Genomic DNA, 12,021 nt, shown 5'->3' on the forward strand with positions numbered 1-12,021 from the left:
GTGGCCCGCCCCATCACCCCGCTGCTCTCGCGCGAGCGGATCTTCGCCGCGGCGCTGGCGCAGGTGGACGCCACCGGGACCCTGGCGCTGCCGAGGCTGGCCAGGGACCTCGGCGTGAGCACCTCCTCCCTCTACCACCACGTCAAGGGCGGGCGGGAGGAGGTCGTCGAGGGCATCCGCGGCCTGCTCACCGAGGGCTCGATGCCCACCAGCCGCCACGAGGGCGAGGGCTGGCGGGAGTTCACCCACCGCTGGGCCGTGCAGTACCGGGCCGCGTTCGCCGCGCACCCGGCCGCGGTGCCGCTGATGACCGCCCAGACCGTCACGCACCCGGCGACGCTGGCCAGCTACGAGCTGCTGGCCGAGGTGCTGCACGAGGCGGGCTTCGGCGACGAGGAGCTGCTGCACGCGGTGACCGTCCTCGACTGCTTCGTGCTGGGCTCCGCGCTGGACGCCGGTGCACCGGTGGACGTCTGGGCGGACACCGGCCTGCCGGGCTCGAGGCTGTCGCGGGCGGTCCGGGCGACGCGGCTGCAGCCCGGCGACCGCTCGCTGCGCTCGTTCCAGCTCGGCCTGCGCAGCCTGCTGGCCGGGCTCGACGAGCTGCGCACCGGTCACCCGCCCGCGGCGGCCGGCCGCAGCTGAGGGCCGGTCCGGCGCCGCCGGCCCGCGGGCGGGGGCCGCGCGGGAGCCGCTCAGCGCGCCAGCCGGTCCTGCAGCAGCAGCGCCGCCGCCCCCACGGCCGGAGCGGTCGCCGCGGCGGTGGAGACGGTGACGGTGACCGCGCGGCCCCAGGCGCGCGAGCCGGCGGCGCCGGTGCGGCGGGTGATGGCCGGCCCGTACAGCGACGAGGACGCCGCGAACCCCGGGCCGGTGAGCACGAGCAGGTCGAGGTCGAAGAGGTTCACCAGGGACTCCGCCGCCGCGGCGACGTAGCGCGCGGAACCCTCCACGAGCGCGCGGCAGGCCCCGCCGCCGGCGCGGGCGGCGCGGGCGACGGCGGAGAAGTCCCCGACGGTCGAGCGCGGGGCACCGGGCTCCAGGTTCGCCTCCGCGCGCGCCACCGGGTCGGCCAGGGCGCGGGCGACGACGGCGGCCGGGCCGGCGACGGCCTCCAGGCAGCCCTGCCCGCCGCACCAGCAGGACGGGCCGTCGACGTCCACGACGACGTGGCCGAACTCCCCGGCCTGCCCGCGCGCACCGCGGTGGGCCGAACCCGCCAGGACGATCCCGGCGCCCAGCCCCGTCCCCATGTAGAGCGCGGCGAACGAGCGCGCGGCGTCCACGCGCGCCACCCAGTACTCCCCGACGGCGGCCGCGGTGGCGTCGTTCTCCGCGAGCACCGGCCAGCCGGTCACCTCCTGCAGCCCCGCCCGCAGCAGCTCCGGCTCCAGCCCCCCGGGCGTCCCGGGCGGGCCGCCCGGTGCGGTGCCGCTGCCGCGCCGGGGACCGCCGTAGACCAGGCCGATGCCCAGGCAGCGCTCGCGGCGCTCGCCGGAGCCCTCGATGAGGGTCTCGACGTCGCGCGCGAGCCGGTCCACGAGCTGCGCGGCGCTCTCGCCGGGCGGGACGCTGCTGGTCAGCCGGGCCAGGACGCCCCCGGTCTGGCTGGTGAGCACGCACGTGGTGGTGGCCGGGCCCAGGTCGATGCCCACCGCGGTGCGCCCGCCGGGGTCGAGCTGCAGCAGGGTGCGCGGCTTGCCGGCGGTGGGGGTGCGGCCCACCTCGACGACGACGCCGTCCTGCAGCAGGCGCCGCACGGTCGTGGACACCGACGCCTCGGTGAGACCGGTGATCGCCGCCAGCTCCACCCGGCTGACGGGACCGGAGGCGCGCAGCGCGTCCATGAGCCGCTCGCGCGCACCGGGGCCGCCGCGCCGGCGCACCGCCGCGGGACCGGGTGCGGGACCGAGGTTGCCGGTGCTGTCGACGGTCGTCACGGCCGCCGCCCGGCAGCCGCCGCGTCGCGGGAGGTGGGCGCGGTGGAGCGGGGCTGGGTCACGGGTGCTCCTCGACGGCGACGGCCGGGGGTGCGGCACCCCGTCCACGGTGGCTGGCTGCCCGCACTGTAGCCGGGCGCGACCCGGTCGCAGGATGCTTGACGCCCCTTACTCAAGCTCGTTAAGTTTCCGTCCGACGGGTCGCGCTCCTCCCGGCCACCGATGGGGGTGATCGCGGGAGCGACCTGGCACTCGCACCGCCGCGAGCTGCGGCGCCCACCCCGAGGACCCTCGATGCCTTCCTCCCCGCTCCCCGGCAGCGCCGTCCGCCCGCGCCCCACCGGCCGCACCCGCCTGCTGCGCCTGGCCGCCGCCGGCGCCACCGCGCTCACCCTGCTCGCCACCGGCTGCTCGGCCGGCAGCTCCGACTCCGGCGACAGCGCCTCGACGCTGGTCGCCTACACCGGCCAGGCCGGCGACTACCAGGTCAACTTCAACCCGTACTCGCCCTCGGACATCGGTGGTCGGGGCCTCGTCTACGAACCGCTGTTCTTCATCAACAAGACCGCCGCCGACGCCGAGCCGAAGCCGCTGCTGGGCACCGAGCAGTCCTGGAACGAGGACGGCACCGTCCTCAGCGTGACGCTCCGCGAGGGCGCCACCTGGTCCGACGGCGAACCCTTCACCGCCGACGACGTCGTCTTCACCTACCAGATGCTGCTGGACAACGAGGGCATCAACGAGACCGGGTTCGACGGGGCCGTCGCCAAGGTCGACGACACCCACGTCACCTTCAGCTGGCCCGAACCCGCGTACACCTCCGGCCCCGACGTCCTCAGCTCCATCGTCATCGTGCCCGAGCACATCTGGAAGGACGTCGACCCCACGGCCGACGTCATGGAGGAACCCGTCGGCACCGGCGCGTACGTCCTCAGCGACTTCAAGGGGCAGGCCTTCACCCTCGACGCGAACCCGGAGTACTGGGGCGGTGCGCCGAAGGTGGCGAAGGTCCGCTTCCTCGCGCTGTCCGGCAACCAGGCCGGCGCCGACGCCATCGCGGCCGGGACGATCGACTGGCAGACCGGGCCGATCCCCGACATGGCGAACACGAACAAGAACTTCCCGAACTACGACACCGGCTCCGTCGCCCAGAACCAGATGGTGCTCGGCGCGTGCGCGAACGCGGCCCTGGGCTGCGAGGGCCCGCAGACCGACCCCGCCGTGCGCCAGGCCCTCTTCCACGCGATCGACCGCACCCAGCTCAACAAGCTCGCCTTCCAGGACACCGCCGCCGAGATCTCCCCGTCGATGGCGCTGACCAGCACCCAGGCGGAGACCATCTCCGCGCAGGTGGAGCCCAGGGTCGCCCCCGCGACGGCGGACCCGCAGACGGCCTCGCGGCTGCTGGAGGCGGCCGGCTGGGTGAAGGGCCCCGACGGCATCTACGCCAAGGACGGGGAGAAGCTCTCGCTGACCATCGAGGTCGTCACCGGCTGGACCGACTACATCACCGCCATCCAGACGATCGCCGCCCAGGCCGAGGCCGCCGGCATCCAGGTCGAGGCGGCGCAGTCGTCGTGGAACGAGTGGACCGACAAGCGCTTCAAGGGCGACTTCGAGCTGGCGATCGATTCGCTGTGGCAGGGACCGGCCCCCGACCCGTACTACCTCTACAGCTACTTCTACGACGGGCGCATGACCGCCCCCGTCGGCACGAAGGCCAACGGCAACAACTGGTCCCGCTTCTCCGACCCGGCCGTCGACGCGGCCCTGGACGCCCTCCAGAAGCTGCCCCCGGAGGACACCGCCGGGCGCCAGGCCCAGTTCGACGTCATCCAGACCGCCGTCGCCACCCAGATGCCGTACGTCCCCGTCATGACCGGCTCCAACACCAGCGTCTGGAACACCGCGAAGTTCTCCGGCTGGCCGGTGGACGGCGAGCAGTACGCCTTCCCCGCGGTGTGGTCGGACTTCGACGCGGCCGAGATCCTCAAGACGCTGACCCCCAAGGCCGCGGGCTGACCCGTGAGCTACCTGCTGCGCAAGCTCGGCTTCTACGCGGTCGCCTTCTGGGCCGCGCTGACGCTGAACTTCGTCATCCCCCGCCTGCTGCCCGGCGACCCGGTCGACATCCTGCTGGCCAAGCTCAGCCAGCGGGGTGCGGTCGTGACCCCGGAGACCCGCAAGGCCTACGCGACGCTGCTCGGCGGTGACACCGACGCCTCGCTGCCCTCGCAGTACCTGACGTACCTGGCGAACATCTTCCGCGGCGACCTGGGGACGTCGATCAGCTACTTCCCGGCCCCGGTCACCGAGGTCATCGCCGCCTCGATGCCGTGGACGGTCGTGCTCATCGGCATCGCGACCGTCATCGCCGCCTTCCTCGGCGTCCTGCTCGGCGCCTTCGTCGGCTGGCGGCCGGGGACGTGGCTGGACTCGATGGTCCCGGCGACCACCCTGCTGGCGGCGGTCCCCTACTTCTGGCTGTCGCTGGTGCTGGTCTACGTCCTGTCCCGGGTGCTGGACCTGTTCCCCGCCCAGGGCGGCTACGACGTCGTCCTGTCCCCGGGCTGGAGCCTGGAGTTCATCGGCTCGGCCGTCTACTACGGGTTCCTGCCGGCGCTGACGATCGTGCTCGCCTCGATCGGCGGCTGGCTGCTGGGCATGCGCAACATGATGGTCTCGACGCTGTCGGAGGACTACGTCCTCACCGCCCGCGCCAAGGGCCTGCCGGCCCGCTGGGTGCTGCGCGACTACGCGGCGCGCAACGCGGTCCTGCCCTCGATCGCCGGTTTCGCCATCTCGCTGGCGTTCGTGGTGTCCGGCTCCGTCGTCACCGAGCAGGTGTTCTCCTACCCGGGCATCGGCTCGCGGCTGCTGGCCGCGGTGACGAACAACGACTACGCGCTCATGCAGGGCGTCTTCCTCTTCATCACCCTCGCCGTCCTCGGCGCCAACCTGGTGGTCGACCTGCTGTACGGCCTCATCGACCCGCGCACCCGCGCCCGGTGACCCCGGTGGGAACGGAGCACAGATGACCGACACCCAGTCCGTCCCCGCGGCCGGTGCCGCGCCGGCCCGCCCGGCACCGCGGCCGGGCCCCGTCCCGGCGTGGCGGCTGCTGCTGCCGACCATGACCCCGTGGCTGGCCACCGGGCTCGTGCTCGTGGGGGGCATCTGCCTCTTCGGGATCCTCGGTCCGCTGCTGGTCGGCGACCCCGACGCCATCCGCGACGTCGGCCTGCAGGCCCCGTCCGGCGAGCTGTGGCTGGGCACCACCCAGACCGGCCAGGACGTCTTCGCCCAGCTGGCCCACGCGACGCGCGGCTCGCTGCAGATCGGCTTCCTCGTCGGCGTCCTCGCCACGGTGCTGTCCGCGTTCTTCGGCATCTACGGCGCCTACCTCGGCGGCGCCGCCGACGAGGCCTTCTCGCTGCTGACCAACGTCTTCCTGGTCATCCCCGGCCTGCCGCTGGTCATCGTCATCTCCGGCTTCGTGCCCCGCGAGAGCCGCGGGCTGTGGACCATCGCGGTCGTGCTGGCGCTGACCAGCTGGGCCGCCTCCGCGCGGGTGCTGCGCGCGCAGACGCTGTCGGTGCGCAACCGCGAGTACGTCGCCGCCTCCCGGCTGTCCGGCGAGCGCGCCTGGCGGGTCATCGTCGTGGAGATCCTGCCGAACCTGCTGCCCGTGCTGGCCTCGCAGTTCGTCTTCGCCGTCATCGCCGCCGTCCTCGGCGAGGCCGGCCTGTCCTTCCTCGGCCTGGGCGCCTCCGGGTCGGCCACCCTGGGCACGATGCTCTTCTACGCCCAGAACGGCTTCGCGCTGCCGCTGGGCGCCTGGTGGTGGTTCGCCCCGCCGGGTCTGCTCATCGCCCTGCTGGGCACCGGGCTGTCCCTGGTCAACTTCTCCATCGACGAGATCGTCAACCCCCGGCTCAAAAACGCCCGCCTGCACCGCAGGCGGGCCCGCCAGGCGGCCAGGGCCGCGAAGGGAGGCGCACGGTGAGCGCGCGCACCGGCGGGACCCCGTCCCGCCCCTCGACCCGCCCCAGCGAGCGCGAGGCCGTGCTGAGCGTCCGCGACGTCAGCGTCGTCTACGAGACCGACGAGCCCGTCACCGCCGTCGCGGGCGCCTCCTTCGAGCTGCACCGCGGCGAGGTCCTCGGGCTGGCCGGCGAGTCCGGCTGCGGCAAGACGACGCTGGCCTACGCCGTCAGCCGGCTGCACCAGCCGCCCGCCCGCATCGCCGGCGGGTCGGTCGTCTTCCACGACCGCTCCGGCCAGGACGTCGACGTGCTGGCCCTGGACGAGGAGCAGATGCGCCGCTTCCGCTGGGCGAAGCTGTCGATGGTCTTCCAGGGCGCGATGAACGCCCTCAACCCCGTCCGCAGCGTCGGCGCCCAGCTGGACGACACCCTGCGCGCCCACGACCCCGGCATGGACCGCCGGCAGCGCCGCCGGCGCTGCGAGGAGGTGCTCACCCGGGTCGGGGTGGCCCCCGACCGCTACCGCGCCTACCCGCACGAGCTGTCCGGCGGCATGCGCCAGCGCGTGATGATCGCGATGGCCATGCTGCTGGAACCGCAGGTCATGGTCATGGACGAGCCGACGACGGCGCTCGACGTCGTGGTCCAGCGCGACATCCTCCGCGAGATCGTGCGGCTGCGCGACGAGATGGACTTCGCCGTCGTCTTCATCACCCACGACCTGCCGCTGCTGCTGGAGATCAGCGACCGCATCGCCGTCATGCTGCGCGGGGAGATCGTCGAGCTCAACACCGCCGACACCCTGTACCGGCACGCCCGGCACCCCTACACCCGCAAGCTGCTGGGCTCCTTCCCGAGCCTGAGCGGGGAGCGCGGCGCGTTCGTGCGCACCGGCGTCCTGGACCAGCAGCAGGAGGAGATCGCGTGAGCACCGTCCAGGTGACCAACCTGACCAAGGAGTACCGGCTGCGCGACGGCCTGCGCCGCAAGACCCTGCGCGCGGTCGACCGGGTCAGCTTCGAGCTGCTGCCCCGGCGCACCGTGGCGCTCGTCGGGGAGTCCGGGTCCGGCAAGTCGACGATCGCCAAGCTGCTCACCCGCCTGGAGCGGCCGACCTCGGGCTCGGTCGAGGTCACCCTGGCCGACGGCACCCCCGTGCACGGCTCGATGTACCGCCGGCAGGTGCAGATGGTCTTCCAGGACCCCTTCGCCTCGCTGAACCCGTTCCACTCCGTCGGGCACCACATCGCCCGCCCGCTGCTGCTGCACCAGCGCACCAGCGGCGCCCGGCAGACCCACGAGCGCGTGCTGGAGATGCTGGAGCGGGTCAACCTCTCCCCCGCCGAGCTCGTGGCGGCCCGGCGCCCGCACGAGCTGTCCGGCGGCCAGCGCCAGCGCGTCGCGATCGCGCGGGCGCTCGCACCGGGGGCGCAGGTCCTCGTGGCCGACGAGCCGGTCTCGATGCTCGACGTGTCCATCCGGCTGGGCGTGCTCAACCTGCTCGCGCGCCTGCAGCGCGAGGAGGACCTGGCCGTCCTCTACATCACCCACGACCTGGCGACCGCCCGGCACTTCTCCGACGAGATCCTCGTGCTCTACCGCGGGCGGGTCGTCGAGCGGGGACCGGCCGACGCCGTCATCCTCGACCCGCACCACGACTACACCAAGCTGCTGGCCCTGGCGGCCCCCGACCCCGAGCGCCTCGGCAAGGTCGTGGCGGGCGAGGGGGCACCCGACCGCGCCTCCATCGACAACAGCGTCTGCTACGACCACCACCGCGGCGCGTGGGTGCACGTCGACGAGGCGGCCGCACGCGCCGAGCAGGCCCGCGGCTCCCTCGCCGTCGGCACGTGAGCGCCCCCCGCACCCCTCTGGAGAGGACCACCGTGGACGAACGCACCCTGCACGAGGGCTGGACGCTGGAACCCGTGACCGGCGAGCTGCCGCCACGGGTGCGCGAGGCCTTCGCCGCCGGCGCGCTGCCGGCGCAGGTGCCCGGCAGCGTGCACACCGACCTGCTGGCGGCCGGGGCGGTCGACGACCCGTACGCCGGCCTGGGCGAGCAGGAGCTGGAGTGGCTGCACCGCAGCAGCTGGGACTACCGCCTCGCCTTCGAGGCCGCGCCCGCCGCCGAGGGCGAGCGCGTCGACCTGGACTTCGCCGGCCTGGACACCGTCGCCACCGTCGTGCTCAACGACCGCGAGCTGGGCCGCACGGCGAACATGCACCGCAGCCACCGCTTCGCCGTGGCCGGCCTGCTGCGCGAGGGCCGCAACGAGCTGCTGGTGCGCTTCTCCTCCGCGCTCGAGCACGCCGAGGCCGTCGAGAAGGACGTCGGCGCCCGGCCGCGCGCGTACGGGCACCCCTTCAACGCCGTGCGGAAGATGGCGTGCAGCTTCGGCTGGGACTGGGGGCCGGACCTGCAGACCGCCGGCGTGTGGCGCCCGGTCGTGCTGCGGCGCTGGCGCACCGCCCGCATCGCCGCCGTGCGGCCGCTGGCCGACCTCGACGGCGGCACCGGCGTGCTGCGGGTGCACGTGGACCTCGAGCGCTCCGGGCTGGAGGAGGCGGGCGAGCTGGCCGTGCGGGTGCGCCTGCGCGACCTGCCCGGCCGCGAGGACGTGCTCGCCGCGGCGAGCGTCCCCGCCGGCGCCTGCACCGCCGCCCTCGAGCTGCGCGTCCCCGACGCACCCGTGTGGTGGCCGGTGGGCCACGGCGAGCAGCCCCTCGTGCACGTCGACGTGGAACTGGCCCTGCCGGGACCGGGCGGCGCGGTGGAGGGCGGGGTGCTCGACCGCGCCACCCGCCGCACCGCCTTCCGCTCCGTGCGCCTGGACACCGCCCCCGACGAGCACGGGTCCGCGTTCGCGCTGGTCGTCAACGGCGCCCCGGTCTTCGCCCGCGGGGTCAACTGGATCCCCGAGGACCACCTGCTGACCCGGCTGGACCGCGGGCGCTACGCGGCCGCGCTGGATCGCGCGCTGGAGGCGCACTGCAACCTCGTGCGGGTGTGGGGCGGCGGCATCTACGAGGCCGACGAGTTCTACGACCTGTGCGACGAGCGGGGCCTGCTGGTGTGGCAGGACTTCCTGCTGGCCTGCGCGGCCTACGCCGAGGAGGAACCGCTGCGCTCGGAGATCGAGGCGGAGGCCCGCGAGAACGTGGCGCGGCTGTCGGCGCACCCCTCGCTGGTCGTCTGGAACGGCGGCAACGAGAACCTCTGGGGCCACGAGGACTGGGGGTGGAAGGAGCAGCTGGGCGGCAGCAGCTGGGGCCTGGCCTACTACGAGGAGGTCTTCCCCGCCGTGCTGGCCGAGCTGGACCCCAGCCGCGCCTACACCCCCGGCAGCCCCTCCAGCCAGGGGGCGCCGGCCGGCACGCACCCCAACGACCCCGACCACGGCAGCAGCCACGAGTGGAACGCCTGGAACTCGCGCGACTGGAGCACCTACCGCGACCGCGTCCCGCGGTTCTGCTCCGAGTTCGGCTGGCAGGCGCCCCCGTCCGCGGCGACCCTGGCGGAACTGCTCGAGCCCGCCGACCGGCGCCGGGACTCCGCCGTCTTCCTGGTGCACCAGAAGGCCGAGGACGGCAACGGCAAGCTCGACCGCGGCATGGCGCCGCACTTCGGCGTCCCCGCCGCCTTCGACGACTGGACGTGGGCCGCGCAGCTGAACCAGGCGCGCGCGGTCTCCTGCGCCGTGGAGCACTTCCGCTCCTGGTGGCCGCGGACCGCGGGCAGCGTCTACTGGCAGCTCAACGACTGCTGGCCGGTGACCTCCTGGGCCGTCGTCGACGGCGCCGGGCGGCGCAAGCCCGCCTTCCACGCCCTGCGGCACGCCCACGCCCCGCGCCTGGCGACGATCCAGCCGCGCGAGGGGACCCCGCAGCTGCTGCTGGTCAACGACACCGCCACGGCCTGGACGGGCCGGGCCTGCGCGCGCCGGGTCGACCTGGCCGGGCGCGAGCTGGCGGCGGCCGAGTTCGACGTCGCCGTGCCGCCGCGCTCGGTGGGCGCGCACGCGCTGCCCGGCGGTCTGACGGAGGTCGCCGACCCGACGGGCGAACTGCTCGTCGCCGACGTCGGCGGGCAGCGGGCCGTGCACGCCTTCGCCGAGGACCGCGACCTCGGCTACGACCCCGAACCGCTGCGGACCGCGGTCACCGCCGTCGAGGGCGGGTACGCCGTGCGGGTGCGGGCGCACGCCGTGGCCCGCGACGTCACCCTGCTCGCCGACGCCGTGGCCCCCGACGCCGTCGTCGACGACGCGCTCGTCACCCTGCTCGCCGGGGAGTCGCGCACGTTCTCGGTGCGCACCCGCGCGGTGGTCGACCCCGCGGCGTTCAGCGCGGCGCACGTGCTGCGCAGCGCCAACGGGTTCGGCAGCGCGGCCGGGAGCGCGACGTGGTGACCCGGGCGCGGGCGGCGGCACGCCCCCGCCGGCCGGTCGGCGTCGTCCTGGCCGGTCCCACCCCGCGCGTGGGGGTCGAGCCGTACATCGTGGAGATGGCCGCGGGCGTGGAGCAGGTCCTGCACCCCGCCGGGCACAGCCTGCTCCTGCTCGTGGTCGACGGCCTGGAGGCGGAACTGGCGACCTACCGCCGCTGGCGGCGCGACGGGACGGTCGACGCCGTCGTGGTCGTCGACCTGGTGCGCGGCGACCGGCGCCCGGAGGAGCTGGCCCGCCTCGGCGTGCCGTTCGTGCTGGCCGGCCACCACGACGGCGAGCGCGCCACGACCAGCGTGGTGACCGACGACGCCGCGGTCACCAGCACGGCGCTGGAGTTCCTCGCCGGGCTCGGGCACCGCTGCGTGGGACGGGTCACCGGCCCCTCCTCGCTGGTGCACACCGACGAGCGCAGCACCGCCATGCGCGAGACGGCCGAGCGGCTCGGGGTGCGGGTGGCCACCCGCGAGGCCGACTACACCGCCGAGGAGGGGGTGCGGGCCGCCACCGCGCTGCTGGCCGGACCCGGGGCGCCGACCGCGCTCGTGTTCGACAACGACGTCATGGCCGTCGCCGCCCTGGAGCACCTCACCCGCACCGGGACCCGCGTGCCCGAGGACGTCAGCCTGCTCGCGGCCGACGACTCCCCCCTGTGCGAGCTGGCGGTGCCCGGCATGTCCGCCGTCAGCACCGACGTCCACGACCGCGGGGTCCGCCTGGGCGAGGCCGTGCTGCAGGTGCTCGCCGGTGCGCCGCCGCGGCAGATCCCCGGCCCGCAGGTGCGCGTCGTCGCGCGCGGCACCACCGGCGGGGTGCTCGCACGGACCCCGTGAGCCCCCGGAGCTGCACCGGTGCACACGTCGGGCGCCGTTCACGGGAACGACACGCAGGAAGTCCGGGGATCCCTGTTTCGGCCCTCGGCGGGTGGGTACCGCTGAGTGCAGGACGCCAGCAGATGCTGGAACTTCGAAGGAGGAAGAGGCACATGCTTTCGGGACTCACCACCATCGACGACCTGTACAGCGCGACCGTGTACGGCACCGACGGCGACAAGATCGGCAAGGTGGAGGACGTCTACCTCGACAACGCCACCAGCCAGCCCGAGTGGGTGTCGGTCAAGACGGGCCTGTTCGGTTCCAACATCTCCCTCATCCCGCTGTCGCAGGGCTCGTTCTCCGGTGACCGCGTCGAGGTGCCGTTCGACAAGGCGAAGGTCAAGGACGCCCCGCACCACGACCCGGGCCGCGAGCTGTCCGAGACCGACGAGCAGGAGCTGTACCGCTACTACGGCGTCGGCTACTCCAGCTCCTCGAGCACCGACACCACCACGACCGGCACCACCGCCGACTTCGCGGGCGGCGGCACCACCGGGATGACCGGTGAGCACGCCACGAGCACCACCGGCGTGACCGGCACCACGGGCACCGGCACCACCGGCCGCACCGAGACGGCCGGCACCACCGGCATGACGGACCGCACCGACACCGTCGGGCACGACACCTCCGGTCCGAACACCGACAACGCCATGACGCGCTCCAAGGAGGAGCTGCGCGTGGGCACCGAGACCCGCGAGGCGGGCCGGGCGCGCCTGCGCAAGCACATCGTCTCCGAGCGCGTCTCGCGCACCGTCCCGGTCTCCCACGAGGA

General features: G+C 74.4%; 10 protein-coding genes. 9 read left to right on the forward strand and 1 reads right to left on the reverse strand.

The genetic code is table 11. From position 1 onward, the window contains the following. A complete protein-coding gene (locus ACRYM2_RS13860; RefSeq protein WP_432522976.1) occupies window positions 1-645 on the forward strand; it encodes a TetR/AcrR family transcriptional regulator C-terminal domain-containing protein in 645 nt (214 codons plus the stop codon). Between the two features lie 50 nt (window positions 646-695). On the opposite strand, the gene ACRYM2_RS13865 is transcribed toward ACRYM2_RS13860, so the two are convergent. Next, entirely contained in the window at window positions 696-1,940 is a 1,245-nt protein-coding gene (locus tag ACRYM2_RS13865) for an ROK family transcriptional regulator (protein ID WP_432522977.1), read from the reverse strand. Between the two features lie 294 nt (window positions 1,941-2,234). Here ACRYM2_RS13865 and ACRYM2_RS13870 point away from each other — a divergent pair, with 294 nt between their 5' ends. The 8 genes from ACRYM2_RS13870 to ACRYM2_RS13905 all read left to right on the forward strand — a co-directional run. Then, entirely contained in the window at window positions 2,235-3,962 is a 1,728-nt protein-coding gene (locus tag ACRYM2_RS13870; RefSeq protein WP_432522978.1) for an ABC transporter substrate-binding protein, read from the forward strand. A gap of 3 nt (window positions 3,963-3,965) precedes the next feature. Then, entirely contained in the window at window positions 3,966-4,952 is a 987-nt protein-coding gene (locus ACRYM2_RS13875; RefSeq protein ID WP_432522979.1) for an ABC transporter permease, read from the forward strand. 22 nt (window positions 4,953-4,974) lie between these two features. Continuing rightward, window positions 4,975-5,946 carry an ABC transporter permease gene (locus tag ACRYM2_RS13880; protein ID WP_432522980.1) on the forward strand — a complete coding sequence of 324 codons (972 nt, stop codon included), beginning with the start codon at window positions 4,975-4,977 and terminating at the stop codon, window positions 5,944-5,946. Further along, the gene (locus ACRYM2_RS13885) at window positions 5,943-6,854 is read left to right on the forward strand and encodes an ABC transporter ATP-binding protein (RefSeq protein ID WP_432522981.1); all 912 of its coding nucleotides are present in this window, start codon (window positions 5,943-5,945) and stop codon (window positions 6,852-6,854) included. The genes ACRYM2_RS13880 and ACRYM2_RS13885 overlap by 4 nt, the downstream gene beginning before the upstream one ends. Then, entirely contained in the window at window positions 6,851-7,780 is a 930-nt protein-coding gene (locus tag ACRYM2_RS13890; RefSeq protein WP_432522982.1) for an ABC transporter ATP-binding protein, read from the forward strand. The genes ACRYM2_RS13885 and ACRYM2_RS13890 overlap by 4 nt, the downstream gene beginning before the upstream one ends. A 32-nt stretch (window positions 7,781-7,812) precedes the next feature. Beyond that, on the forward strand, window positions 7,813-10,338 hold the full coding sequence (locus tag ACRYM2_RS13895) for a glycoside hydrolase family 2 protein (RefSeq protein WP_432522983.1): 2,526 nt from the start codon (window positions 7,813-7,815) through the stop codon (window positions 10,336-10,338). After that, a complete protein-coding gene (locus ACRYM2_RS13900; RefSeq protein WP_432522984.1) occupies window positions 10,332-11,207 on the forward strand; it encodes a LacI family DNA-binding transcriptional regulator in 876 nt (291 codons plus the stop codon). Before ACRYM2_RS13895 ends, ACRYM2_RS13900 begins: the two co-directional genes overlap by 7 nt. 152 nt (window positions 11,208-11,359) lie before the next feature. Continuing rightward, on the forward strand, window positions 11,360-12,021 hold a 662-nt coding region (locus ACRYM2_RS13905; protein WP_432522985.1), incomplete at its 3' end, for a PRC-barrel domain-containing protein.

Origin of the sequence: Kineococcus aridisoli, from assembly GCF_050871885.1 — a bacterium.
GTDB lineage: Bacteria > Actinomycetota > Actinomycetes > Actinomycetales > Kineococcaceae > Kineococcus.

Coding starts and splice junctions, on each gene's coding strand:
- ACRYM2_RS13880 (WP_432522980.1), top strand. CDS start 4,975: ATGACCGACACCCAGTCCGTCCCCGCGGCCGGTGCCGCGCCGGCCCGC.
- ACRYM2_RS13870 (WP_432522978.1), top strand. CDS start 2,235: ATGCCTTCCTCCCCGCTCCCCGGCAGCGCCGTCCGCCCGCGCCCCACC.